This window comes from Pseudomonas sp. Pdm06, from assembly GCF_014851795.1.
In the GTDB taxonomy this organism is placed as follows: domain Bacteria; phylum Pseudomonadota; class Gammaproteobacteria; order Pseudomonadales; family Pseudomonadaceae; genus Aquipseudomonas; species Aquipseudomonas fluorescens_AA.
The window spans coordinates 175892-201913 of record NZ_JACVAH010000001.1 but is presented as its reverse complement, the minus strand read 5'-3'; the positions used below and the strand labels follow the sequence as shown (position 1 = coordinate 201913).

Here is a 26022-nt window from a genome sequence, read left to right as displayed (position 1 = left end):
GCTGGCGGCCGGCACCCGTGACCTGACGAGTAACACGATGGCTGATTTACCGATCAATGACCTTAACGTCGCCTCCAACGAGACCCTCATCACGCCTGACCAGCTCAAGCGCGATATCCCCCTGAGCGACGCTGCCCTGCGCACCGTGACCAAGGGCCGGGAAGTCATTCGCAACATCCTGGACGGCACCGACCATCGCCTGTTCGTGGTCATCGGCCCCTGCTCGATCCATGACATCAAGGCCGCCCACGAATACGCCGAGCGCCTGAAAGTGCTGGCGGCGGAAGTCTCCGACACCTTGTACCTGGTCATGCGCGTGTATTTCGAGAAACCGCGGACCACCGTCGGCTGGAAAGGCCTGATCAACGACCCGTACCTGGATGACTCCTTCAAGATCCAGGACGGTCTGCACATCGGTCGCCAGTTGCTGCTGGACCTGGCGGAAATGGGCCTGCCCACCGCCACCGAAGCCCTGGACCCGATCTCGCCGCAGTACTTGCAGGACCTGATCAGTTGGTCGGCCATCGGCGCGCGCACCACCGAATCCCAGACCCACCGCGAAATGGCCTCCGGCCTGTCGTCGGCGGTGGGCTTCAAGAACGGCACCGACGGCGGTCTCACCGTGGCGATCAACGCCTTGCAGTCGGTTTCCAGCCCGCACCGTTTCCTGGGCATCAACCAGGAAGGTGGCGTGTCGATCGTCACCACCAAGGGCAACGCCTACGGTCACGTGGTGCTGCGCGGTGGCAACGGCAAGCCGAACTACGACTCGGTCAGCGTCGCACTGTGTGAACAGGCGCTGAACAAAGCCAGGATCAAGCCGAACATCATGGTCGATTGCAGCCACGCCAACTCCAACAAGGACCCGGCGCTGCAACCGTTGGTGATGGAGAACGTGGCCAACCAGATCCTGGAAGGCAACCAGTCGATTATCGGCCTGATGGTCGAAAGCCACTTGAACTGGGGCTGCCAGGCAATCCCGAAAGACCTCGCCGACTTGCAGTACGGCGTCTCCATCACCGATGCCTGCATCGACTGGAGCGCGACCGAGAACACCCTGCGCAGCATGCACGCCAAACTCAAGGACGTGCTGCCGAAGCGGCAGCGTGGTTGAAAAGATCGCAGCCTCGTTTCACTCGACAGCTCCTACACAGCTCCTACACGTATTTAGGCTGGGGATGTAGGAGCTGGCGAAGCCTGCGATCTTTTGCTCTCTTTAAGGCATAAAAAAACGCCGGACTTTTCAGTCCGGCGTTTTTTATTGGGGAATCCGTTTTCTCAGAGCTTCGCCGCGTGCCGCTGGTGACGCTCCATGTAACGCTCCACGTAGGAGCAGGACGGGATCACCGTGTAGCCCATCTCTTCAGCGTACTGCAGCGCCCTTTCGGTCAGCGCCGCCGCGATACCCCGGCCGCGCAAGGCGTTGGGCACGAAGGTGCGATAGATATCCAGGGTCTGCTTGCCCAGGTCCATATAGGTCAGATAGGCACGATGACCGTCCACATTGGTCTCGAACTGATGACCAGCCTGGTCATGGTGGATGGTAACCGCCTCGCTCATCACTACTCCTCGCGGGTCTGAATGCCGACCCCTACCTTACCGATGTTTTTCCGGCGAAGGAACATCTACGCCACCCCGTGCCTTCCTGGTCACCGAGCGCCAAAACCGATCCGCTCAAACCCGAGCACGTCGTGAATAGTAGGCACCAATGACGCAAATGCTCAAGGCACGCCTGTCATCGAAGGGGTAAACCTGGTCGGGTTTATCGATTGAGCGCCATCGTCGAGCGGTAGTGAGTCACGGTGCAATAGCTGAACATCGCCAGTTGTTGAGTCTTGAGACGAGCGCGCGTAGTTAAAGTCACTGCCAATACCAATAAAGATGCCTGGGACGCTGCACAAAAAATGTACAAAAGTGTAGGTGAATCAATAAACAACGACGTTAGCGAGGGCTGCAAGAGTTCTCCCCCGCGGCGGAACTTTTCTTCGTCGACGCGCTCCTGCCATGGGCTTGGGGCTGTATATTTTTTCAACGACCCTAAGAAAAGTTGCTCGAAAAAGAATCACCGCCTACAATTTTTTTGCTTCTTGCGCTACGTCAGTTTACTTACTACAAGTAATGGGTAGTATGTACGCCGGCTAACTCCCCAGTCTGGGGAGACAGTCACTAATAGAAAGTCCTTGAAGGGGAAACCGATGAACAACGTTCTGAAATTCTCTGCTCTGGCCCTGGCCGCAGTTCTGGCTACCGGTTGCAGCAGCGCATCGAAAGAAACCGAAGCACGTCTGACTGCTACCGAAGACGCAGCAGCTCGCTCCCAGGCTCGTGCAGACGAAGCTTACCGTAAAGCTGATGAAGCTCTGGCTGCTGCTCAAAAAGCACAACAGACTGCTGACGAAGCTAACGAGCGTGCTCTGCGCATGCTGGAAAAAGCTAGCCGCAAGTAATAGTCCTTCGGGATTGTTATCGAGCCGACCCATTTTTGGGTCGGCTTTTTTATTGCTTGGCGTTTAAGCAGGCGATAAAAAACCCGCCGACATCGCGAAACGTCGGCGGGTTGCTTTCGAGTTTTACTGCTGCAAGTCGATCGGCGCGCTCGAGACCATCGGTGCCGAAGTATTGGGAACGGCAATTTCCACTGGCAGGCCATCTTCCGCCGCCACCACGTCCCGCACCACGTCCCAGTTCATGCGCAGGTTACTGGTGATGTCTTCACGCTTGAGCATCGCATTGATCACCGCGGTGTGCTTGTCCACCACCGACGGGTTGCCCTTGTCGTCCAGTGGCGTATGCGCTTCGAGGTACACCTTGCCACCGCTCAAGCCCAGCTTGTAGGGGTCGTTGATGATCCGCACGGACGTGCCCACCGGCACCATGCCGGCCATTTCCAATACGTTGTTGTTGAACATCCGGAAGCAACCGTGGCTGGTCCGCATGCCGATGCCGAACTTCTTGTTCGAACCATGGATCAGGTAGCCCGGGGTGCCCAGGGTGAACTTGAAAGGGCCCAGCGGGTTATCCGGGCCGGCGGGCACGACATTCGGTAACGGGTCGCCGTCGGCAGCGTGTTCGGCCTTGATCGATGCGGGCGGAGTCCAGGTCGGGTTCGGCGTCTTGGCGATGATGCTGGTGTGGGCGATCGGCGAGCCCCAGCCCTCACGACCAATCCCCAGCGGGAAGGTGTAGACCACGTTCCGCCCCTTGGGGAAATAGTAGAGACGGTACTCGGCCAGGTTGATCACGATGCCCTCGCGCGGGCCCGGCGGCAGGATAAAGCGGGTGGGCAGCACGATCTCGGTGCCAGCGCCAGGCAACCAGGGATCGACCCCCGGGTTGGCGGCGACCATCTCGCTGTAGCCCAGGTCATAAGTGGTGCCCAGGTCGGCGAAGGTGTCTTCGTATTTGGCCTTGATGACTTGCACCTGGCCAATGATGTCTTCACCCGGCGGTGGCAGAGGCAGCTCGAGTGCGGCAACGGGGCCCGCCATACACAGGGCGGCAAGAGACAGGCAGCGGGCGACGGCAGGCAAGCGCGGCAACATCCGGAAAATCCTTCGCAGATCGAACAAGGAGTATGAAAACGGCGATTGTACACTGCCACCCATTATTTCGGGGAGAGCGGCAAGGCGGCGTCCGATGCACAGCATTTTTTTGGGCATTCACCCCGCGCGCCCTGTGGGAGCCGAGCTTGCTCGCGATGACGGCGGTACATTCACCCTCGATGCAAGCAGTGCCACCGCTATCGCGAGCAAGCTCGGCTCCCACAGGGGCGCGGGTCATGGCACGCGCTGAGGGATTACAACTCGAACCGCAGCTCCGGCCAGATCGGCGAGGTGCCGCGCTTCTGGGATTCCAGGATCGCCCGGCACAGCGAGCACAGGCGATGATCCTGGAAAATCTTGCGATCGACACTCGACCAGCGCGGCTGGGCCGGCAGCAGGCTACCGCAGAGGGTCCGGTCGGCCGAGCCACCGAGTTCCAGTTGCCGGGTCACCAGATGCACCCTTACTTCCTGGCAGGCGAACAGATCCAGCTGCTCGTCAGGCTCGATCAGTTGGTAGGCAAACAGGGACCAGGCGGGACGCGGCATCGGGGGCTCCAAATCGGGGGCGCCACATTAGCCGAAAGCCCGCCTGTAGAAAAGCGTCAAAGCAGCGGTTTTAGCGTCGGCCAGACATTTTCCAGCAACTTGCCCTGGGCCGCGACGGACGGGTGCAATCCGTCGCCTTGCATCATTCCGGGAACACCTCCGATATCCTTGAGGAAAAACGGCACCAGCGGGACTTTTTTCTCCTCGGCCAGGGTGCTGTAGACCCGGGCGAAGGCATCGGTGTATCGGCGCCCGTAATTGGGCGGCAGTTGCATGCCCAGCAGCAACACCTTGGCACCGCTTGCGCGGGAACTGTCGATCATCGCTGCAAGGTTTTGTTGCAATTGTGTTGGTGGTTGTCCGCGCAAGCCATCGTTGCCACCCAGCTCCAGGATCACCAGGTCCGGTTTATGGGCTGCGAGCAGCGCCGGCAGCCGCGCCTGGCCTCCGGCGCTGGTGTCGCCGCTGATGGAAGCATTGACCACTTTATCGTCAAAACCCTCGACCTTGAGCCGTTGTTCGAGCAACGACACCCACCCTTGCCGGGTATCCAGGCCGAAAGCCGCGCTGATACTATCGCCAACGATCAGGACTGTACCCGCCGCTGCGTTCTGGGCCATGCACATCAAGGCCAGGCCAGCACTCAAAAACCACACACGCATCGGATTCTCCATGGGCTCAAGCATTCTCACCGCGACGGACCTTAGCAAAGTGGTCGCCAGCGCGGAAGGTGAACTGACCATCCTGCACGAACTCAGCCTGGAACTGAACAAAGGCGATAGCCTGGCCATCGTCGGCGCGTCCGGTTCCGGCAAATCCACCCTCCTGGGCCTGCTGGCCGGCCTCGACCTACCCAGCAGCGGCGAAGTCACACTCGCCGGCCAGGCCCTCAGCGCACTGGATGAAGACCAGCGTGCGCGGATCCGCGCCGAGCATGTCGGTTTCGTTTTCCAGTCGTTCCAGTTGCTCGACAGCCTCAATGCACTGGAAAACGTCATGCTGCCGCTGGAACTGGACGGTCGCAAGGATGCCCGTGAACGCGCCACGCAACTGTTGCAGCGCGTCGGCCTGGGCCAGCGCCTGACCCATTCACCGCGCCAGCTCTCCGGCGGCGAACAGCAACGGGTGGCGATTGCCCGCGCCTTTGCCGCCGAGCCCGACGTGCTGTTTGCCGACGAACCCACCGGCAACCTCGACAGCCACACCGGCGAGCGCATCAGCGACCTGCTGTTCGAACTGAACAAGGAACGCGGCACGACCCTGGTGCTGGTCACCCATGATGAACGCCTGGCCCATCGCTGCCGGCGCCTGATCCGACTTGAAGCCGGCGAGATGGTCGCCCCTCTGGAGCCTTGATGGCACGCTTGCCGCTGTTGCGCCTGTTCAGTCTCGCTGTCCGTCAATTGCTTCGCGATGCCCGCGCCGGTGAGTTGCGGGTGTTGTTCTTCGCCCTGCTGGTGGCGGTGGCGGCGAGTACCGCCATCGGGTACTTCGGTGCCCGCCTCAACGGCGCGATGATGATGCGCGCCACCGAATTCCTCGGCGCCGACCTGCTGCTCGAAGGCAGCTCGCCGGCCCGCCCGGAGCAGATCCGCAGCGGCACCGAACTGGGGCTGGAACACGCCCGGGTGGTGGAGTTCTCCAGTGTCGTGGCCACCGACAATGGCATCCAGCTGTCCAGCGTCAAGGCGGCCGATGACACCTACCCGTTGCGCGGCGAGCTGAAAAGCAGCCCCGCCCCGTTCGCCCCGGAAGAAACCGGCGGACGCCCGAACCCTGGCGAGGCCTGGGTCGAGGCACGACTGCTGACGGCACTGGACCTGAAGATCGGCGACAGCATCGACGTTGGCAACCAAACCCTGCGGCTGGCCCGAGTGCTGACCTATGAACCGGATCGCGCCGGCAATTTCTACAGCCTCACCCCGCGCGTGCTGATCAACCTCAAGGACCTGGAGGCCACCGGCGTGGTGCAACCGGGCAGCCGGGTCAGCTATCGCGACCTGTGGCGCGGTCCGGCACCGGCCTTGCAAACCTACCGCGACCTGGTCAAGCCTGGCCTTGAAGCCAACCAGCGCCTGCAGGATGCCCGCGACGGCAACCGTCAGATCGGCGGCGCCCTGGGCAAGGCCGAGCGCTACCTGAACATGGCCAGCCTGGTGGCGGTGTTGCTGTCCGGGGTCGCCGTCGCGCTTTCGGCCAACCGCTTTGCCACCCGACGCTTCGATGCCAGCGCGCTACTACGCTGCCTGGGCCTTTCACGTCGGGAAACCATGGCGCTGTTCAGCCTGCAATTGACGGTGCTGGGCCTGCTCGCCAGCATCAGCGGCGCCCTGCTCGGCTGGGTCGCCCAACTGGGCCTGTTCGCCCTGCTGCATGACCTGCTGCCCACCACCGTTCCGCCGGGCGGCCTGCTGCCGGCGATCGCCGGGATCGGCACCGGGCTGGTGGCGCTGGCGGGGTTCGCCCTGCCGCCACTGGCTGCGCTGGGACGGGTGCCACCGTTGCGCGTGCTGCGCCGGGACATGCTGCCGATCCCCTCCAGCTCCTGGGTGATCTACGGTGCCGCTCTGGGTGCCCTGGGCCTGATCATGTGGCGCCTGAGCCTGGACCTGGTCCTGACCTTCGCCCTGCTGGGCGGTGGCGTCGTTGCCGCGCTGGTGCTCGGCGGCTTGTTGTTGCTGCTGCTCCAGAGCCTGCGTCGCCTGCTGGCCCGCGCCGCCCTGCCCTGGCGGCTGGGCCTCGGCCAATTGCTGCGTCATCCCTTGGCAGCCGCCGGCCAGGCCTTGGCGTTCGGCCTGATCCTGTTGTCCATGGCGTTGATCGCGCTACTGCGCGGTGAGTTGCTGGACACCTGGCAAAACCAGTTGCCCAAAAACGCGCCGAACTATTTCGCCCTGAACATCCTGCCCAACGACAAGCAGGCCTTCACCGACAAACTGCTGGAACTGTCCGCACAATCGGCCCCGCTCTACCCCGTGGTACCCGGGCGTCTGATCAGCATCAATGGCGAACCGGCCACGGAGTTCGTCACCAAGGACTCGGCGGGTGACCGGGCACTGCAGCGCGACCTGAGCCTGACCTGGGCTGCGGACCTGCCGACGGGCAACGTCGTCACCGCAGGGACCTGGTGGCCACAGCAGCCTGCGGACGATGTCCCGGGGGTTTCGGTGGAAGGCAAAGTGGCCGAGAACCTCAAGATCAAGTTGGGCGACCGCCTGGTCTTCAGCGTGGGCGGGGTCAACCGTGAAGCGAAGGTCACCAGCCTGCGGGAAATCAACTGGGATAATTTCCAACCCAACTTCTTCATGATCTTCCAGCCCGGTACATTGAAAGACCTGCCAGCGACGTACCTCACCAGTTTCTACCTGGCGCCGGGCCACGACCAACAGATCGTCGACCTGTCCCGGGCCTTTCCGGCGGTGACGATCCTGCAAGTCGAGGCCCTGCTCGAACAACTGCGCAGCATCCTGGCCCAAGTGACCCTGGCCGTGGAGTACGTGTTGCTGTTCGTGCTGGCGGCGGGAATGGCGGTGTTGTTCTCCGGCCTGCAGGCGACCCTCGACGAACGGATCCGCCAAGGTGCGCTGTTGCGCGCACTGGGCGCCGAACGGCCCCTGCTGGTCAAGGCCCGGCGCATCGAGTTCGGCCTGCTGGGCGCCGTCAGTGGCCTGCTGGCGGCCCTGGGTTCGGAACTGGTGAGCCTGGTGCTTTACCGGTACGCCTTCGACCTGCCCTGGCATCCGCATCCATGGCTGTTGGTATTGCCGTTGCTGGGGGCTTTGTTGATCGGCGCGGCCGGGGTGTTCGGCACCCGTCGGGCGCTCAACGCCAGCCCGCTGACAGTATTGCGCGAGGGTTGATAGACTCCCGGCTTCGCTATCACAAGAAGTTGCCATGAGCCGTTATCGCCCACCCCGCACCGCCGGCACCGCGCTGATCACCCCCGAGGGTGAAGCGCGGATGCGCGCTGAATTCCATGAGCTGTGGCATGTGCGCCGTCCCCAGGTGACCCAGGCGGTCAGCGAGGCGGCGGCCCAGGGTGATCGTTCGGAAAATGCCGAATACACCTACGGCAAGAAAATGCTGCGGGAAATCGACAGTCGCGTGCGCTTCCTCACCAAGCGCCTCGAAGCGCTCAAAGTGGTCAGTGAAAAACCCAGCGATCCGAACAAGGTGTATTTTGGCGCCTGGGTCACGGTTGAAGATGAGGACGGCAAGGAATCACGCTACCGCATCGTCGGCCCGGACGAGCTGGACCTGAAACAGAACCTGATCAGCATCGACTCGCCGTTGGCACGGGCGCTGATTGGCAAGGCCCTGGACGCCGAGGTCAGCGTCCAGACGCCCACAGGCGAGAAACGGGTCTACATCGTGGACATCGCTTATCCGTAACCTCACCTCAACGGCGCGTGATCAAGCCCTGCCGTGCGACACGGGTCAGTTGCCGGATCATTTCAGGAGCGTCCGCTGCGCTGGGGGACTGGATGACAGCCAGGTCGAAGCTGTCATTGGCAAAACGCGCCAGTGACTCACCGTCTTCGACAAACTGGATCAGGAAAGCGGCAGGCCCGTGGTTGCGACGCGGCCAGCCGTCGAGGTAACGCAAGAGCGTTGGCTGGTGAGTGCCGCCCAGGAGAATTTTCGGGTTGCGTTGCACAAGGTTCGCCGTGATCGGCGCAAGACGTACAAGGGGACTGGGTGCGTTCATCGTGTCGTGTCTCTGCCTCGAAAGTCTGCATGGCAGGTGAGAGGCAACACCGAACCAGCGCTTTAGCGGTATTTCGAAGCCGTGTCTTTCCGGCTTCTATCGGCAACGGGATGAGTCACCTGGCGCCCCGCAAGTAGCTGTTTAAATCGGCGCATGAGCGGCATCCTAGAGAAGCTGACCGGCCAGTGTCAAGAATCACTCCCCATAAAAAAGGCCCGTGCAAGACGGGCCTCGGGTTCCAATCGTGCACTCAACCCGCGATGGCGCGATCGACCGACAGCTTGCCCGCCCCTTCGATCAGCACGGCAATACTGCCCGCCAGCAAGGCCAGGGCGAACTCATAACCGTTGTTGGCCATGAACAAGCCGTTACCGATGTGCACGGAGAAAATCGCCACCAGCGACAGGAAGGCCAGGCCCAGTGCCGCTGGACGCACCAGCAGACCGACGATCAGCGCCAGCCCGGCGAAAAATTCCGTACCGCCCGCCAGTGTCGCCATCACATAGCCCGGGGTCAGGCCGATGCTTTCCATCCACTGCGCCGTGCCAGCCAGGCCGTAGCCACCGAACAGGCCAAAGAGTTTTTGCGAGCCGTGGGCGGCAAAGATGACACCGACGACGATGCGCAGGACAGTCAAGCCATAGCCGGCGCGGGTGAACAGAACTTTGTTGATGAGAGTGCTCATAAGGTCATTCCTTGGGAGTAGTAGAGAGTGGCCGCTATATTAATCAATAAAACTCATGTTAAAAGCGGAAAAAATCCGTAATACCAATCAGTTTATTCGATCACTTACGCAATGCAACCTTTTGCTCCTTCGGTTCCAAGGACTCCCGTTCACGATCAAACGCCAGGTAGTACTTATTCACACTATTAACATAGCTGACGGCGCCCATTCCTACCTGCTCCATGGCAATGCGTTCGACCTGGAAAAACCATTGGTTGGGGTTCAGCCCCCGCCGCCGGGCCTCGGCTCGCATGCCTTGGACGCGCTCGGGGCCCATGTTGTAGGCCGCCAGGACGAAAGCCATGCGCTCTCGCTCGTTGAGCTTGGGGCTGGCAAAGAACTTGCGGCGGATGAGGGCCAGGTACTTGGCACCGGCCTGCACGTTGGCATCCAGATTCTGGATGTTATCGACCCCGACCCGCTGGGCTGCCGCCGGGGTGATCTGCATCAGGCCGGTGGGGCCTGCACCGCTGCGGGCATTGGGTTGCAGGGCAGACTCCTTGAACGCCAGGGCCGCCAGGTTGAGCCAGTCCATGCCCTGGGCATCGGCATGCTTTTGCAGCACCGGACGCAAGTTTTCCAGGCGTTGGCGGTTGGCCCGGGCCAGCGGATAGTGGACCTGATACAAACGCCGGTAGATGCGCAGGAACGCCGCGTCCTGGTTGGAGGGCACCTTGTAGGTCACCAGGAACCGGTCGATGCTCGCGCGCAGCATGGCGGCGTCACGGCGCACGAACCAATACTCGTCACCCGGCTCGCCAATCAGTACCTGGCGGTCGAAGCGCAGCTTGGGCAGGATCTTGCTCCAGCGCTCGGCAATGGGTTGCTCGACGATGGTCAGATGGAAAATCCCGCCCTGGACCATCTCCAGGACATCTTCCACAGCCAGGGTAGGATCGACCCATTCGATCTTCACCGGCGGCAGCTTGAGCAGCGCCAGTTTCTGGTTGATCTGGCTCACGGCATCCCCGGCCGCACTGCCGTTGGGCAGTGCCAGGGTCTTGCCGGAAAGTTGCTCCACGCGCGTGTAGCGCTTCTCTCCCTTGATGCCCACCAACAGCAAAGGCACCTCGGTACGAATCGGGTTGCTGGCACTGACAGCATGGCCGGCCTGAGGCTCAAGCAACTCACCCGGCGCGACGAGGTCGCCCTCCCCGCGCTGCAAGGCACCGAGCAATTGGTCCTTGGCCTTGGGAATGATCTTGAGGGTAATTTCCTGGCCGTCCCGGGCGTGGCCGTTGAGGTATTGCTCGAAGGCGCGCAGCCGATGGTATTCGACGCCAATGGGTTGCCCCTGGACTTCACCAGAGCTGTTGCGGCTCTGGTTGACCAACACCTTCAACACACGGCTGCTGCGGATCTGCGCCAGGTCGCGCACCGTGCCCGGCGCCGCCGCCTGCACCGGCCCGGGCAGCCGGGCCTCGGCCGGTATCGGCAACAGCAGCGAACAACACAACAGTAACAATACCTGGGGACGTGTCATCCACTCTCCGGAAGGAACACTGCGGACCGCCTCCGTGAAAAACGAGGCTGGGTCGACAGAAACAGAGCGCCTGGGGCGCTGAAAAAGTGCGGAAGACTGGCACAGTGATGGCTTTTATACCAACCCTATGTGTCTCGCGGCCTTAACAGACAGCCTCAACTCGTTGTAGTTCTTGGCTTTTCTTATAAATCTACAGCTCTGATATGCTTTCCGGCCTTTGGGCCGAGGTAGCACCATGCAACTCATCGATATCGGCGTCAACCTGACCAACCCCAGTTTCACCGACAAACACCAGGCGGTGCTTGAGCGCGCCTATGCATCCGGGGTCTGCCAACTGGTCTTGACCGGCACCAGCATCGAGGGCAGCGAACAGGCCCTGGAGTTGTGCCAACACCTCGACGAGACCGGGGAACGACTGTTTTCCACCGCCGGCATTCATCCCCACAGCGCCAGCGAGTGGACCGCCGACAGCGCCCGGCACCTCAAGGACCTGCTGATGCACAGCCGCGTGCGCGCGGTGGGCGAATGCGGGCTGGATTTCAACCGAGACTTCTCGCCCCGTCCCCAACAGGAAAAGGTCCTGGAGGAACACCTCGCCCTGGCGGTCCAGTTGCAATTACCGGTCTTCCTGCATGAGCGCGACGCCGACCAGCGCTTGCTGGACATCCTCCGGGAGTTTCGCGATCAATTGCCAGCGGCCGTGGTGCACTGCTTCACCGGGGAAAAAAAGGCGTTGTTCAGCTACCTCGATCTCGACCTGCATATTGGTATCACTGGCTGGATCTGCGACGAACGCCGCGGCACGCACCTGCACCCGTTGGTGCGCGAAATACCCCGTGGCCGGCTGATGCTCGAAAGCGACGCGCCCTACCTGCTGCCCCGCACGCTGCGGCCCAAACCCAAGAACGGGCGCAACGAGCCGGCCTACCTGACGGAAGTCCTGCGCGAAGTGGCCTTGCACCGGGGCGAAACCGAGGAAGACCTGGCAGCCCACAGCAGCGCCTGCGCCCGGGCGTTCTTTGGGTTGCCCACGATCTCCTGAACCCTGCAAAGCCCTGTGGGAGCGAGCTTGCTCGCGATAGTGGCCTATCAGCCTGCACATTGGCTGACTGACACACCGCTATCGCGAGCAAGCTCGCTCCCACAAGAGGACTTCGTTGTCTGTTGGCCCACATCAAAACCCTGGGACTCTGTTGTCTGTTGACCCACATCAAAATCCCGACACCTGAATAGCGGCAGAATAATGGCACCTTGCCAATGCTGTTTCCGCTATCAGAGAAAACCTTCCATGGGTGCCTGGCTTAGCAATATCTCGTTGAAATACAAATTCTGGGCGGTCAATGCGGTCGCCTTTATCACCACCCTGCTGCTGGTGCTCTACGCGGTGCACCTCGAACAGCAGGCGCGCAACCACGCAGCCCAGGCGAACGCCCAGGCCCAAGCACAGGTGCTCAAGGCCTGGCCTGCCGGGCAATCCTTGCCCGGGGCCGACGATCTCTTGGCATTCCGGCGCGACCAGGTCCCGGTGTTCAACGAACGACCGTTGCCTTCGCTGGCTCAGGCCGATGGCTGGGTCGAACTCGATGCCGGGCCGCTGCTTGGCGACGATCCGTTGCTGGGTGCCCAAGTGATCCGTCGAGATGACGGACAGGCACTCGCGGTGTTGGCCCGAGGTGTAAGCCTGAGCCAAGTGTTCGCTGAACGCTTCAGCCAATACGCCATGGCCGTGTTTGTGTTGATGCTGGCAATGTTGGGCGCGTCGCAGTTGCTGATCCGCTTTTTGCTCAGCCAGCTCAACACGCTCAAAGACGTGATGCTGCATGTGGAAAAAACCGGTGACCTGTCCGCCCGCGTGCCTCTGGCCTGCAAGGACGAAGTGGGCCAGATGGCGGCGGCGTTCAACGCCATGCAGGCCGGTTATCAACGGGTGGTCGACACCGTCGCCAGCACTGCCCGGCAGCTGGACAGTGGCGCGGCGCGCCTGGCGTCGAGCATGAACGACGTTCGCCGCGGCATGCTCGGCCAGCAAAGCGAAACCGATCAGGCAGCCACGGCGATCAACGAAATGTCCGCCACGGTTTATCACATCGCCCAGCACGCCGGCGCCACCCGCGACCTGTCGAAAACCGCCGACACCCTGGCCGGCAACGGTCACGAAGTGGTCGGTCGGGTGCAGCTGTCGATCACCGGATTGTCGTCGGGGGTGCAGCAGACTGCCGAAATGATCCAGCGCCTGGCCGAAGACAGTCAGAAGATCAACGGCGTGGTCAATGTGATCCACAGCATCGCCGAACAAACCAATCTGCTGGCCCTGAACGCGGCCATCGAAGCGGCGCGGGCCGGGGAAATGGGCCGAGGTTTTGCCGTGGTGGCCGACGAGGTGCGCAACCTGGCCAAGCGGGTACAGGCCTCCACGGATGAAATCACCACCATGGTCTCGGCCCTGCAAGCCGGGACCCGGGACGCGGTGGACTTCATGCAGGAGAGTTCGCTCAAGGCCGACGATTGCGTGCAACAGGCCCGCGAGGCCGGCGACGCGCTGGCACAGATCACCGCAGCCGTGGCCCAAATGCGCGAGAGCAACACCCAGATCGCGGTCGCGGCCGAGCAGCAAAGCCACGTCGCCGAGGAAATGAACCGGGCGGTGGTGAGCATTCGCGACGTGACCGAAAACACCGTGCGCCAGACCGTCGACTCAGCCACCACCAGCCATGAACTGGCGACATTGGCGGGTGAGTTGAGCAAGGCGATTGGGCAGCTCAAGCTTTGAGGACGCCTTCGCGAGCAAGCTCGCTCCCACATTGGATCGAGTCGGACACAAAAGTTTGTGAACCCGACAGACCCCATGTGGGAGCGAGCTTGCTCGCGAAGAGGCCAGTACAGTCAACTCAAATGTTACCTTTGAAACTCTATCGCCCCGATAACCAACCTCGATTCGCAGGCGCCCTGGGCGGCACCTATTCTTCAAGCATAAGTGCACACGAATCGAGGAATAGCATCATGGGCAAACGTCACCCCAATCTTCCAGCCTGGCAATGGCGCGCCTACCCCGACAATCATCGCCACCCCACCAACCTGGTGTTGCACCTGATTGCCGTGCCGCTGTTCATCATCGCGTTTCTGCTGATTGTGACGGGAGTATTCAGCTTGAGCCTGGGAGACGTCGCCATCGGCGTCATCGGCCTGCTCGCGGCACTCGGCTTGCAGCGTCACGGACACAGCCTGGAGGCCCAGGCCTCCGAGCCCTTCAGCGATCGCAAGGATGCCGTGTCACGCCTGTTGGTGGAGCAGTTCCTGACTTTTCCGCGGTTCTTTCTCAGCGGTGGCTGGTGGCACGCCTGGCGTGATCGCCACCGTCACAACCGTAAACCTTAACCGGAGCGGCCTTACCCAAAGATCGTTACCGTCTGCCGGCTCAAGGCGATCAAGCGGCCATCGGCGCTCCAGAACTTCGCGGCAATATGGCCGTAGCCGTCCTGGGCATGTTCGATCTCGGCCAGGTATTTGCACCAGTCCAGCGTCGTGAGGTCCAGCAGCGGCTGGACGAACTCGATGGTCCACGTGAGCGTGCTGCCCGGGGCCATTTGCGAGAGATGAGGCAACAACGCCGGGGGCCAGGCGTCCACCAAGGCCAGGATATGGCTTTCGTTCAGTGGCTCCTCCTGCACATCGCCGCGCAAGCGCACCCAGCCGCCCATGCTCCGGGATTTATTGCCGCTGAATGGCACGCCGCCGACGCTCCAGCGCATCGCCAGGTGCCGCATGAACTCCGGGGTCATGCCCTTGACGTAAGGCAGCTCCTGGCATTGCTCCACGCTCTTGAATTCCGGCGCGGGATCGGCCTGCACCGCCACCACGGACGAGCGTGAGGCACCAAAGCTGCCTTGCACCACGGTCACCACCTGACCGTTCTGCACCGCGCGCCCCAACACTTGGCTTACCGCCTTGCCTTCTCGCAACACGTCGACTTCGAAACTGACCGGCACGTCGGGCTCGACCGGGCCGACAAAGGTAATCGCCAGGGAACGCACCGGGCGATCAGCCGGCACTTGGGCACGCATCGCCTCATATTGCAGCGCCGCCACCAACCCGCCAAAACTGGCCCGGCCCTGGCCCCATTCCGGCGCGATGGTCACTGCACCTGGCTGCCGGCGCACGGCATCGATCAACTCGGAAAAGCGCATGACGACCTCGAAAACAGGGGAAAAGGATGAAGGCATCTTAACCAGCCCAGGCAGGCGGCACAGGGCTCATTCCGGCCAAAGAGGCTGACAGAAAAGCCGAGGATTCCTGAATCCACCCCCACTTCCCCTTGTGGGAGCGAGCTTGCTCGCGATGGCGGTGGGTCAGTTTGCATACAGGTTGACTGATACACCGCCATCGCGAGCAAGCTCGCTCCCACAGTGGGTTGGGGTGGATTCAGGATTTTTCGAAGCAACTGGCAATCAGCTTGTCGAGCACCTTGTCGGACTTGGCTTCGGCCTTTTCCATCGTGGTGTGCCAGGTGGGCACGCAAGCTTGCAGATCGGTTTCTTCCTTGGCCCTGGCCAGCCATTGCCAGCAATCGTGCCAGTCACCCAGCGCGCCCTGGGCGGACTTGAGCCGTGGCATGGCGGCTTCGGGCAGGCGGTCGAGCTCAGGGTAAGCTTCGATGGCGTAGCGCACGCGCTTGATCAGCAGGCGCAACCGGTGGCGGTCATGGGCGGGATCACGCAGGGCTTCGCCGAGTTTCTTCCACTGTTTGTCCAGGCGCTTCTCGATGCGTTTGCGCAAGCCCTTCAGCAGCCCCTCACGCTGGGCGGCGCGAACGAAGCGCGGAAAGGCATCGAGCATCATCAGCAACTGGGCCAGTTCAACACTCGCGGCCACGGCGGGATAGGCATCGGCCATTTGTATCTGGCGTCGCCGCGCCGCCTCGGCCAGGCCATGTTGTTCAAGGTAAGCCGCCAACACTTCCCGGTCGCGCAGCGGCGTGGTCAGGGTGCCCACCGCCGAAGCCGCCGTTTCCAGTTGTTCGACGCCGGGCAGCCCACGCAGCGGACGAAGCAGGCTGCGCAAACGGCGCACCGTGGTCCGCAGGTCATGCAGCGCTTCGCTGTCGGTGTGGGCATTCAAGCGGGCCTGACAGGCCAACAGGCGGACTTCCAGGCCCAATATGCGGGCCACCAGCCGATTGATCATGGAACGTACTCCGTACGCATCTTTGGGCTGCAAGCTGCAAGTGGAAGCAGTGGGTATCGCCCTCTTGCCGCTTGTAGCTTGCGGCGGCCTTTATCGTCCCGCGCGGGATTCGCGAATGTAGAAACGCGCCTTCTCGGCTTTCTTGGAGCAGCCTTCGAACGCTTCGAATTGCTGCTGGGTCTTGGCGCCCGTCAGCAGGGACAAGGCCTTGGAGTAGCTGACGGTGCCAGCAAAGCCTTCGGCCTTGGCCAGGTCCAGTTCACGCCAGGCGCTGTCGAGCTGGCTGCCGCAACTGTCGCGGTAAGCGGTTTTACCTGCGCAACCGGCCAGGGCCAAAATCATCAAAGATGCCACCAAGGGCAGGCGGATCCGGGCTTTCATCAATAACACCTCAGGTCAGGTCAACAGTCGTGCTGTTAAGACGGTGGCAACGGCGAAAAGTGCCTTGCTTGACCGCGTAAATTCAAGTGTGGCCGAGCATACGCAAATGCCGTCGCAGCGTGTCAAAAAACGACGTCTGCGCCACAACGATTGAGCCGAGCCGTCGATGAGTGCATTGTTGAAGTCTGTTCGACAAGAGGCCGGGTCATGACAAAACGTGTCGCATTGGTATTGGGCTCGGGTGGCGCCCGGGGCTATGCCCATATCGGGGTGATCGAAGAAATCGAACGACGTGGCTACGACATTGCCTGCATCGCCGGTTGTTCCATGGGGGCTGTCGTGGGTGGGATCTATGCGGCGGGCAAGCTCGAGGAGTACCGCAACTGGATCGAAAGCCTGGATTACCTGGATGTCCTGCGCCTGGTGGACGTCAGTTTTCGCCTGGGGGCGATCCGCGGCGAGAAGGTCTTTGGGCAGATCCGCAAGATCGTCGGCGAACTCAACATTGAAGAGTTGCGCATCCCCTACACCGCCGTCGCGACCGACCTGACCAACCAGCAGGAAATCTGGTTCCAGGAAGGCTGCCTGCACCAGGCAATGCGCGCCTCAGCGGCGATTCCCAGCCTGTTCACACCCGTGATGCAAGGCAATCGCATGCTGGTGGATGGCGGCCTGCTCAATCCGTTGCCGATCGTGCCGGTGGTGTCGAGCCACTGCGACTTGATCATCGCGGTCAACCTCAACGCCACCAACCAGAAACAGTACCGATTACCGGTGATCCCGCGCCCCGCCGCGTTCAGGCGCCGCTTCGACACCCTGGTCAGTTCCCTGGGCTCGCGCCTGCCGTTTCGCCGCAAGCAGGCCGAGCAGTTGTTGCTGCTGGAGCAGGAAGCCTTGAAGGCCGAGGCCGCCGACATCAACCCGTGGATCGATTCGGCCGAGCCCGAGGGCCAACAACCGGCTGCCGCGCCAGAGAACGAAGGCGCACCGAAATCCGCCACCGGCTCATTCATCATCGATAACGTCGGCCCGGCTTCGTTGCTGGACTTGATCAACCAGAGCTTCGAAGTGATGCAGACCTCACTGGCCCAGTACAAGATCGCCGGTTACCCGCCGGATGTGCTGATCAACGTGCCGAAACGGGTGTGCCGGTTTTTCGAGTTCTACAAGGCGCCGGAGTTGATCGCCCTGGGGCGGGAGATTGCCAGCGATACCCTGGATCGCTATGAGCGTGAACAGAACTAGGCATTTGCGCTGGCTGTGGGGGCCTCATCGCGAGCAAGCTCGCTCCCACACTGAATCTGTGGTGAACCCTGTGGGAGCGAGCTTGCTCGCGATGGCGGCAGCCCGGACAACACAGAACTAAAGCCCACCCTCCCCCAACAACCGATACCCCACCCCCGCCTCGGTCACGATGAACCGCGGACGGGTCGGATCGTCGGCCAGCTTCTGGCGCAGGTGACCGACCACGATCCGCAGGTAGTGACTGTCTTCGGTGTGGGTCGGCCCCCAGATGTCCTTGAGCAACTGCTGCTGGGTGATGACCCGCCCCGGGTGCCGCGCCAGTTGCGCCAGGACGGCGTATTCCTTACGGGTCAGCGCCACTTCGGTGCCGTCCAGCAGCACCCGTCGATAGGCCAGGTCCACCGTCAGCGGGCCGAACTTCAGCGCGGCCTCCTGTGGCTCGCCGGCCGGGGCCTGGCGCAACAAGGCGCGGATGCGGGCGAGGAACTCCTGGATGCCGAACGGCTTGGTCACGTAATCGTTGGCACCGTTGTCCAACGCCTCGACTTTCTGCGCTTCGCTGGCCCGCACCGAGAGCACGAGCACCGGCACCGTCGACCATTGGCGAAACTCGCGCAACACCTGTTGGCCGTCCATGTCCGGCAGGCCCAGGTCGAGCACCAGCAGATCGGGTTTGTTCAGCGCCGCTTGGGCAAGCCCTTCGGCGCCGGTGCCGGCTTCCAGCACCTTGTAGCCTTGGGAGCTCAAGCTGATGCGCAGGAATTTGCGGATCTGCGGTTCGTCATCGATGACCAAAAGGGTCGCGGTCTGGCTCATGGGGTTCGTTCGTTGCAATCCGGTGGAAAGGCACGCAAGTGACAAGAGAGTATCTCAGCCAGGCTCAAGCTTCATCGTCCATGCCCGGTTGCGCCTGCAACGGCAAGTGCAACGTGATGCAGGTGCCGCGTCCGTCAAGGCCATCGGCCACGCTGATTCGCCCACCGTGGGCACCGACCATGCCTTGGCAGATCGCCAATCCCAACCCTGTGCCCTGCCCGCCCCGATCACCGCGTGCGGCGGTGTAGAACATATCGAAGATTTTCTCCCGCTCCTCTTCAGGAATCCCGGGGCCTTCATCGGCCACGGCAAAAAACACCTCATTGGCGGTCGCCCCGGCACACAGCAGCAGGCGTCCTTGGGCTGGCGAGAACCGCGCCGCGTTCTCCAGCACGTTCACCAAGGCCTGCTCGATCAACGCGGCGTGAACATAGAGCAAGGGCAATTCAGCGGGCACCTCGACAGTGAGCGCCAGGGGCGCCAACACCGCCCGCAGGCGATTCAGCGCACTGCCAACGATGTCGGCCGGCGCCACCCAGTCCCGCGCCAGCTTCAGGGCGCCGTGGCCGAGACGAGTCATGTCCAGCAAGTTCTGGATGTAGCGATCCAACCGCTCGGCTTCATCGCGGGTGCCTTCGAGCAGCTCGCGACGATCGGCCAGCGGGATCGCCTCCCCCAGCGCCAACAGGCTGTCGATGCTGCCGCGCATGGCGGTCAGCGGTGTGCGCAGATCGTGGGACACGGAAGCCAGCAAAGCGCTGCGCAGTTGCTCGGTTTCGCCGTGCAGACGCGCCGCTTCCAGGTCCTGGGCCAGTTGCGCACGGGCCAGCGCCTGGGCCAATGGCTGACTGAGGGCCGCCAGCAAACGGCGACGCTGACCACTCAGGGGCTGGCCTTCTTTCGGGCAGACACCCAGCAAGGCCAGCGGCCCGCCTTCCGCCGACAACGGCCACCACCACCAGCGCCCGGAGGGCAGTGTCCCGGTGCCGGCGCCGGCCGACTGATCGTGCTGCCAGGACCAATCGGCCGCCGCGCGCTCAGCCTCGGTGAGGGTCAACGGCTCACCGCTTTCAACCTTCCAACCGCCCTGGCTGTCGCGGTCGAGCAGGCATAGCTGCAAGTCGTGCCAACCGTTGAGGTGCTGCGCGGCGGCGCTGATCACGGCCTGGCGGTCGGTGGCGGCAGTGAGTTTGCGCGACAGATCCAGCAGTTCGCCGGTTTCCTGTTGGGTATCTCGCAGGGCCTGCAACTGGCGGCGCTGGCGAGCGGCCAGGTTGCCGGTCAGGGCCGCCATGAGCAGGAAAAACACCAGCGTCAGCACGTCTTCTTCGCGCTGTATGGTCAGGGAAAAATTCGGCGGGATGAACAGGAAATCGTAGGCCAGGAACGACAGCGCCGCGCAGGCCAGCGCCGGGCCGAGGCTGCTGCGTACGGCCACCAGCAACACCGCCATCAGGAACACCAGGGAGATATTGGGCAACGCCAGCAATCCCGAGATTCCCCAGGCCAATGCGCTGGCCACCACGGTCGCCAGCAACGCCAGCACATAGTCGAACCTGGTCTGGACGGCGCCTGAGTGCACGCGGGCGGGACGCGGTTGCTCATCGCTGTCCAACACGTTGATTTCCAGGCCCCGGGCACCGCGCAGCAGGCGCGAAGCGAGGCCGCCGCCAAACAGCCGTCGGCGCAGGCGCGGCCGGGACTGGCCCACCAGCACCAACGTGGCGCGACGTTCGCTGGCGTGCTGGATCAGCGTCCTGGCCACTTCGCCGGCCCGCAGCAGCACCACTTCGCCGCCGAGGCGTTCAGCCAGTTGCTGGGCATTCTGCAGGCGCTGGCGCGAGGCCTCGTCACGGGCGCTGCCGTTGTCCACGTGCACCAGGCTCCAGGGCAAATGCCGACGCTGGGCGACGCGACTGGCATGACGCACCAGGCGTTCAGCCTGCACATCACCGTCCACCCCCACCAGCAAGCGTCCCCGCACTGCCGGCGCGGCCTGGCCCAGTTGTCGATAGCCCAGGGCCAGGTCATTGTCGACCTGGGCGGCGGCGGTCTGCATCGCCAGCTCACGCAACGCGGTCAGGTTGGTCTGGGAGAAAAACGCATCGATCGCGGCCCGGGCCTGTTCCGGCACATAGACCTTGCCGTCGCGCAGACGCTCCAGCAGCTCACGGGGTGGCAGGTCGATCAGCAGCAGTTCATCGGCTTCCTGCAGGACCCAGTCCGGCAACGTCTCGCGTACCTGCACGCCGGTGATGCCGCGCACTTGGTCGTTGAGGCTTTCCAGATGCTGGACATTGACCGTGGTGTAGACGTCGATGCCCGCCGCGAGCAGTTCCTGAATGTCCTGCCAGCGCTTGGCATGGCGGCTGCCGGGGGCGTTGCTGTGGGCCAGTTCGTCCACCAGGACCAGGCGCGGCCGAGCGGCGAGCAAGCCATCGAGATCCATTTCCTCGAGCATCACGCCACGATATTCCGAGCGCACCAACGGCTGCTGCGCCAGGCCGCCGAGCAGCGCTTCGGTTTCGCTTCGACCGTGGGTCTCCACCACCCCGGCGATGACCGTCACGCCTTGGCGCAGCTGGGTGTGAGCCGCTTGCAGCATGGCGTAGGTCTTGCCGACACCGGGGGCCGCGCCCAGGAAGACCTTGAGCCGGCCACGGCCGCTACGGGGCAGATTGGCTAACAGTGCGTCGGCGCGGCCGGAGTCGCTCATGGCGTGGAAATCTCTTTCAAATATTGATCAAACACCCTGTGGGAGCCGGACCTGTGGGAGCAAAGCTTGCTCGCGATGAACGATAACGCGGTTCATCAGTTGAACCGTGTCGCCTTGATCGCGAGCAAGCTTTGCTCCCACAGGCGCTACTCCCACAGGTTCTACAGTTTTTCCAGGGCCAGGTTCAGCGCCAGCACATTCACCACCGGTGGGCCCACCAGGGGTTGCTCGATGTTGTCGTCGAGCAATTGCTGCAAGGTCGAGGCCGGCAGGTTGCGCGCGGCGGCGACACGCGCCAGTTGATAGGCAATTGCCGCCGGAGGCAAGTGCGGATCCAGTCCGCTGCCGGAGGTGGTCAGCAATGCCAGCGGCACCGGGCCCTGACCCGGCACCTGAAGTTTGCGGGCGTCATCGATCACCCGTGTGGCCAGGGCCGGATTGCTCGGGGAGAAATTGCTGGCGCCGCTGGCGACCGTGGCGAAGGCACCGGCCGATGGCCGTGGATGAAACCAGGCATCGCCGGTGAAGTCCTGGGCGATCAGCGTCGAGCCACGGACCTTGCCGGCGGCATCGACGATCAGGCTGCCGTTGGCTTGGACGGGAAAGGCGATTTGCGCCACGCCGGTGACCACCAATGGGTAGGCGACACCGGTGATCAGGCTCATCAGCAATAACAGGCTCAAGGCCGGGCGAATCAGAGTGGACATTTCAAAATCCTCGAATCAAAAAATTCATCGTGGCGAGGAAGCTTGCTCCCGCTGGGCTGCGAAGCAGACCCAAAACCAGCCCCAGCTGCGTGTCAGGCTGGTTGGAGTCAATTTCCTGGGGGTTGCTTCGCAACCCGGCGGGAGCAAGCTCCCTCGCCACAAAACCTCTCCTGGCACAAAAAATCTGTGCACCGAACATCAGGCTCAAACCAGGTGCAATGCCGTCAGCAACATATCGATCGCCTTGATCCCCACGAACGGCACCACGATCCCGCCCAGGCCATAGATCAACAGATTGCGCCGCAACAGCGCCGCCGCGCTTGCCGCTTGCACGCGCACGCCGCGCAGGGCCAGAGGAATGAGCACGACTATGATCAAGGCGTTGAAGACAATGGCCGACAAAATCGCGCTCTGCGGGCTGCTCAGGTGCATCACGTTCAGCACGCCGAGCTGTGGATAAATCGACGCGAACAGTGCCGGCAGGATGGCGAAGTACTTGGCGATGTCGTTGGCGATGGAAAAGGTGGTCAGCGCCCCACGGGTCACCAACAGCTCCTTGCCGATCTGCACCACGTCCAGCAATTTGGTCGGGTCGCTGTCGAGGTCGACCATGTTGGCCGCTTCCCGCGCGGCCTGGGTGCCGTCGTTCATCGCCATGCCGACATCAGCCTGGGCCAGGGCCGGGGCATCGTTCGCGCCGTCGCCGCACATGGCCACCAGCCGACCGTCATTTTGCTCGTGACGGATACGTGCCAGCTTTTTCTCCGGCGTGGCCTCCGCCAGCACGTCGTCGACACCGGCCTCGGCGGCAATCGCGGCGGCAGTCAGCGGGTTGTCGCCGGTGACCATCACCGTGCGAATCCCCAGCTTGCGCAGCTCGGCAAAACGCTCACGGATGCCGGGCTTGACCACGTCCTTGAGATGGATAGCGCCGAGCAGCTTGCCGTCCACACACACCAGCAACGGCGTACCGCCGCTCTGGGCGATCTTGTCGACCTCCCGCGCCAGGGCCGACGGCAATTCATTGCGTGCAAGACCGATGAAATCCAGCAAGGAATCCACGGCACCCTTACGGTAGATGCGCCCCTGATAGTCGACCCCGGACAGACGGGTTTCGGCACTGAACGGCACGGCCGTCAGTGCGTCGACGCCCGGCTCGGGCTGTGGGTGCAAACCTCGCAGGTACTCGACGATGGACTTGCCCTCGGCCGTGTCGTCAGCCAACGAGGCGAACAGCGCGCCTTCGGCCAGCTCCTTGGCACTCACACCTGGGGCGGCATAGACCGCCGTACAACGCCGATTGCCAAAGGTGATGGTGCCGGTCTTGTCCAGCATCAACACATGCACGTCTCCCGCCGCCTCGACCGCACGGCCGGATTTGGCGATCACGTTCAGGCGCACCAACCGATCCATCCCGGCGATGCCGATGGCCGACAGCAGCCCGCCGATGGTGGTGGGAATCAAGGTGACCAACAGCGCCACCAGAAACACCAGCGGCAGGCTGGCGTTGGCGAAATGGGCGAACGGTTGCAGCGTCACCACCACCAACAGGAAGATCAGCGTCAAGCCGATCAGCAGGATATCCAGCGCCACCTCGTTCGGCGTTTTCTGACGCTTGGCGCCTTCCACCAAAGCGATCATGCGGTCCAGGGTGGACTCGCCGGGATTGCTGGTGATGCGTATCAGCAGCCAGTCAGAGACCAGCCGCGTATTGCCGGTGACAGCCGAGCGATCGCCGCCGGACTCGCGGATGACCGGCGCCGATTCGCCAGTGATCGCCGCCTCGTTGACCGCGGCGATGCCTTCAATCACCTCACCGTCGCCGGGGATCATGTCGCCGGCCTCGACGCGTACCACATCGCCTTTGCGCAGACGAGTGGCGGGGACTGTTTCAAACCCGCTGGCAGTCTGGCGACGTGCGTTGAGGCCTTCGCTGCCGGCCTTGAGGCTGTCGGCCCGGGCCTTGCCGCGCCCTTCGGCCAAGGCTTCGGCGAAGTTGGCGAACAGCACGGTGAACCACAGCCACAGTGCAATCTGCGCGGCGACGAACGTCGGCACCGTACTGTCGGGAATGAAGCACAACACGGTGGTGAGGATCGCGGTCAGTTCCACCACCAGCATCACCGGGGCACGGTGCAACTGGCGAGGATCGAGCTTGACGAAGGCTTGCACCAACGCTGGCCGCCAGAGGGCCGACAGGTGGGTCTTCGGTTGTTCCGGCGCCTTGGCGGCGACGGTTTTGCTCATCGGCATATTCATTATCAGATCCTCAGAAGCCCATGCTCAGGTGTTCGGCAATCGGCCCCAGCGCCAGGGTCGGCAGGAAGGTCAAGCCGCCCACCAGCAGGATGGTCACGGTCAACAGGGTCACGAACAGCGGGCCATGGGTGGGAAAGCTGTTCTGGCCAATCGGCGCGGTCTTCTTCAAGGCCAGGCTGCCAGCCAATGCCAGTACCGGCAGGATGTAGCCGAACCGGCCGATCAACATGCCCAGGCCCAGCATCAGGTTGTGGAAAGGTGTGTTGGCACCGAACCCGCCGAATGCCGAACCGTTGTTCGCTCCCGCCGAGGTGTAGGCGTACAACAACTGGCTGAAGCCGTGGGCACCCGGGTTGCTCACCGCTGCGGCAGGCCCCGGCAGGCTCGCGGCGACGGCTCCCAACACCAGCACGCTGACGGGCATCACTAGCAGGGTTGCCACCAACAGTTGCACCTCTCGGGCGCCCAGCTTCTTGCCCAGGTATTCCGGGGTGCGACCGATCATCAAGCCGGCCAGGAACACCGCGATCAACACGTTCAACAGCATGCCGTAGAGCCCAGCCCCGACGCCGCCGAAGATCACCTCGCCGACCATCATGTTCACCAGGGCCACCATGCCACTGAGCGGGTTGAGACTGTCATGCATGGCGTTGACCGAGCCGTTGGAAGCTGCCGTGGTCGTCACCGACCACAGCACCGTGGCAGTGGTGCCGAAGCGCGTCTCCTTGCCTTCCAGCGGCGCGGTCTGTTCGACGGCTGGGTCGTTCAGGGCCGGGTTGGGCTGGTATTCGGCCCACAGCGACGTCGCCCCACCGATCAGGAACAGCGCCAGCATGCAAGCGATGATCGCCCGGCTCTGACGCAGGTCCTTGACGTAATGGCCGAAGGTGAACACCAGCGCGGCGGGAATCAGGATGATCGAAGCGACTTCGAACAAGTTGCTCCATGCCGTCGGGTTTTCGAACGGGTGCGCCGAGTTGACGCCGAAGAAACCGCCGCCGTTGGTACCCAGTTGCTTGATCGCGATCTGGCTGGCGGCCGGCCCCAGCGGGATGACTTGGTCGGCGCCCTGCATCGTGACCCCGTGCACATAGTGCGCGAAGGTCTGCGGCACGCCCTGCCAGACCAGGAACAACGCCAGCAGCAGGCACAGCGGCAACAACCCGTAGAGGGTGGCACGGGTCATGTCGACCCAGAAATTACCCAGTGTCGTGGCGGACTTGCGCCCGATCCCGCGACACAGCGCCACCAGCACGGCCAGGCCGGTGGCGGCGCTGACGAAGTTCTGCACGGTCAGGCCGACCATCTGGCTCAGGTAACTCAGGGACGCTTCACCGCTGTAGGACTGCCAGTTGGTGTTGGTCATGAAACTCACGGCCGTATTGAAGGCCTGGGTCCACTCCATGCCGGGCAGTTGCTCGGTATTGAGGGGCAGATGGCCCTGCAGCAGCAGAACCGCAAACAGCAGCACAAAACCCGCCAGGTTGAACGCGAGCATGGCCAGGGTGTATTTCTGCCAGCTTTGCTCAGCCCTGGAATCGACACCGGCCAGGCGATAGCAACCGCGCTCCACCGGGCCGAGGATCGGGGAAAGCCAGGTGCGCTGGCCTTCCATCACCCGGTAGTAAAAACGCCCCAGAAACGGTGCCGGAATCAGCACCAGGGCGAAAAAGGCGAGGATCAGCCCGTAGTCATAACCGTGCATAGCCGCT

Annotated in this window: 24 protein-coding genes; 9 read left to right on the top strand and 15 right to left on the bottom strand. The window is 62.8% G+C overall.

Going from position 1 to position 26022, the window contains the following annotated elements; all coding sequences use genetic code 11:
• The first annotated feature begins 37 nt into the window (after window positions 1-37).
• The gene (locus IB266_RS00880; RefSeq protein ID WP_060738550.1) at window positions 38-1114 is read left to right on the top strand and encodes a 3-deoxy-7-phosphoheptulonate synthase; all 1077 of its coding nucleotides are present in this window, start codon (window positions 38-40) and stop codon (window positions 1112-1114) included.
• Between the two features lie 164 nt (window positions 1115-1278).
• Here IB266_RS00880 and IB266_RS00875 read toward each other — a convergent pair whose 3' ends face one another.
• Window positions 1279-1560 carry a GNAT family N-acetyltransferase gene (locus IB266_RS00875; protein ID WP_053120470.1) on the bottom strand — a complete coding sequence of 94 codons (282 nt, stop codon included), beginning with the start codon at window positions 1558-1560 and terminating at the stop codon, window positions 1279-1281.
• Window positions 1561-2195: 635 nt separating this feature from the next.
• Here IB266_RS00875 and oprI point away from each other — a divergent pair.
• Window positions 2196-2447 (top strand): outer membrane lipoprotei OprI, encoded by a 252-nt coding sequence (gene oprI, locus IB266_RS00870; RefSeq protein WP_003183784.1) that lies wholly within the window; start codon window positions 2196-2198, stop codon window positions 2445-2447.
• A gap of 123 nt (window positions 2448-2570) precedes the next feature.
• Here oprI and IB266_RS00865 read toward each other — a convergent pair whose 3' ends face one another.
• The 3 genes from IB266_RS00865 to IB266_RS00855 form a co-directional block, all read right to left on the bottom strand.
• Window positions 2571-3542: a L,D-transpeptidase family protein gene (locus IB266_RS00865; protein WP_060738551.1), complete on the bottom strand. Its 972-nt coding sequence runs from the start codon at window positions 3540-3542 to the stop codon at window positions 2571-2573.
• Between the two features lie 254 nt (window positions 3543-3796).
• Window positions 3797-4090, bottom strand: a complete 294-nt coding sequence (locus tag IB266_RS00860; RefSeq protein ID WP_003199347.1) for a hypothetical protein — start codon at window positions 4088-4090, stop codon at window positions 3797-3799.
• A gap of 56 nt (window positions 4091-4146) precedes the next feature.
• On the bottom strand, window positions 4147-4752 hold the full coding sequence (locus IB266_RS00855; protein WP_192259582.1) for an arylesterase: 606 nt from the start codon (window positions 4750-4752) through the stop codon (window positions 4147-4149).
• A gap of 10 nt (window positions 4753-4762) precedes the next feature.
• On the opposite strand from IB266_RS00855, the gene IB266_RS00850 reads away from it, so the two are divergent.
• Genes IB266_RS00850 through greB form a run of 3 tightly spaced genes read left to right on the top strand, consistent with a single transcriptional unit; the run spans window position 4763 to window position 8482 of the window.
• Window positions 4763-5446: an ABC transporter ATP-binding protein gene (locus tag IB266_RS00850; RefSeq protein ID WP_060738553.1), complete on the top strand. Its 684-nt coding sequence runs from the start codon at window positions 4763-4765 to the stop codon at window positions 5444-5446.
• Entirely contained in the window at window positions 5446-7950 is a 2505-nt protein-coding gene (locus tag IB266_RS00845; protein WP_103309631.1) for an ABC transporter permease, read from the top strand. The genes IB266_RS00850 and IB266_RS00845 overlap by 1 nt, the downstream gene beginning before the upstream one ends.
• Before the next feature lie 34 nt (window positions 7951-7984).
• Window positions 7985-8482 carry a transcription elongation factor GreB gene (gene greB, locus IB266_RS00840; RefSeq protein WP_003199337.1) on the top strand — a complete coding sequence of 166 codons (498 nt, stop codon included), beginning with the start codon at window positions 7985-7987 and terminating at the stop codon, window positions 8480-8482.
• 7 nt (window positions 8483-8489) lie between these two features.
• Here the strand turns inward: greB and IB266_RS00835 are convergent, their stop codons facing one another.
• From IB266_RS00835 to IB266_RS00825, 3 genes are all read right to left on the bottom strand, one after another.
• Entirely contained in the window at window positions 8490-8798 is a 309-nt protein-coding gene (locus IB266_RS00835; protein ID WP_024618163.1) for a hypothetical protein, read from the bottom strand.
• A gap of 250 nt (window positions 8799-9048) precedes the next feature.
• On the bottom strand, window positions 9049-9483 hold the full coding sequence (locus tag IB266_RS00830; RefSeq protein ID WP_192259580.1) for a DoxX family protein: 435 nt from the start codon (window positions 9481-9483) through the stop codon (window positions 9049-9051).
• 100 nt (window positions 9484-9583) lie between these two features.
• On the bottom strand, window positions 9584-11005 hold the full coding sequence (locus IB266_RS00825) for a transglycosylase SLT domain-containing protein (RefSeq protein ID WP_060738556.1): 1422 nt from the start codon (window positions 11003-11005) through the stop codon (window positions 9584-9586).
• A 235-nt stretch (window positions 11006-11240) separates the two neighbouring features.
• Between IB266_RS00825 and IB266_RS00820 the strand changes: the two genes are divergently transcribed.
• The 3 genes from IB266_RS00820 to IB266_RS00810 all read left to right on the top strand — a co-directional run bounded on the left by IB266_RS00820 (window position 11241) and on the right by IB266_RS00810 (window position 14380).
• Window positions 11241-12047, top strand: a complete 807-nt coding sequence (locus tag IB266_RS00820; protein WP_192259578.1) for a TatD family hydrolase — start codon at window positions 11241-11243, stop codon at window positions 12045-12047.
• A gap of 246 nt (window positions 12048-12293) precedes the next feature.
• A complete protein-coding gene (locus IB266_RS00815; RefSeq protein ID WP_192259575.1) occupies window positions 12294-13775 on the top strand; it encodes a methyl-accepting chemotaxis protein in 1482 nt (493 codons plus the stop codon).
• Between the two features lie 230 nt (window positions 13776-14005).
• Entirely contained in the window at window positions 14006-14380 is a 375-nt protein-coding gene (locus IB266_RS00810) for a terminase (protein ID WP_192259573.1), read from the top strand.
• 11 nt (window positions 14381-14391) lie between these two features.
• On the opposite strand, the gene IB266_RS00805 is transcribed toward IB266_RS00810, so the two are convergent.
• The 3 genes from IB266_RS00805 to IB266_RS00795 form a co-directional block, all read right to left on the bottom strand.
• Window positions 14392-15189 (bottom strand): acyl-CoA thioesterase, encoded by a 798-nt coding sequence (locus IB266_RS00805; protein ID WP_192259571.1) that lies wholly within the window; start codon window positions 15187-15189, stop codon window positions 14392-14394.
• A 235-nt stretch (window positions 15190-15424) separates the two neighbouring features.
• A complete protein-coding gene (locus tag IB266_RS00800; protein WP_192259569.1) occupies window positions 15425-16186 on the bottom strand; it encodes a CHAD domain-containing protein in 762 nt (253 codons plus the stop codon).
• Between the two features lie 90 nt (window positions 16187-16276).
• On the bottom strand, window positions 16277-16567 hold the full coding sequence (locus IB266_RS00795) for a hypothetical protein (protein ID WP_060738562.1): 291 nt from the start codon (window positions 16565-16567) through the stop codon (window positions 16277-16279).
• Between the two features lie 207 nt (window positions 16568-16774).
• Here IB266_RS00795 and IB266_RS00790 point away from each other — a divergent pair, with 207 nt between their 5' ends.
• Entirely contained in the window at window positions 16775-17812 is a 1038-nt protein-coding gene (locus tag IB266_RS00790; protein ID WP_060738563.1) for a patatin-like phospholipase family protein, read from the top strand.
• 117 nt (window positions 17813-17929) lie between these two features.
• Here the strand turns inward: IB266_RS00790 and IB266_RS00785 are convergent, their stop codons facing one another.
• From IB266_RS00785 to kdpA, 5 genes are all read right to left on the bottom strand, one after another.
• Complete coding sequence (locus tag IB266_RS00785; RefSeq protein ID WP_060738564.1) at window positions 17930-18628, bottom strand: response regulator; 699 nt, start codon at window positions 18626-18628, stop codon at window positions 17930-17932.
• Between the two features lie 64 nt (window positions 18629-18692).
• A complete protein-coding gene (locus IB266_RS00780) occupies window positions 18693-21344 on the bottom strand; it encodes a sensor histidine kinase (protein WP_192259567.1) in 2652 nt (883 codons plus the stop codon).
• A gap of 161 nt (window positions 21345-21505) precedes the next feature.
• On the bottom strand, window positions 21506-22051 hold the full coding sequence (kdpC, locus tag IB266_RS00775; RefSeq protein WP_192259565.1) for a potassium-transporting ATPase subunit KdpC: 546 nt from the start codon (window positions 22049-22051) through the stop codon (window positions 21506-21508).
• A 204-nt stretch (window positions 22052-22255) separates the two neighbouring features.
• A complete protein-coding gene (gene kdpB, locus IB266_RS00770) occupies window positions 22256-24310 on the bottom strand; it encodes a potassium-transporting ATPase subunit KdpB (RefSeq protein WP_192259563.1) in 2055 nt (684 codons plus the stop codon).
• 10 nt (window positions 24311-24320) lie between these two features.
• Window positions 24321-26015, bottom strand: coding sequence for a potassium-transporting ATPase subunit KdpA (gene kdpA, locus IB266_RS00765; RefSeq protein ID WP_192259560.1), 1695 nt, complete (start codon window positions 26013-26015; stop codon window positions 24321-24323).
• Window positions 26016-26022: the final 7 nt, after the last annotated feature.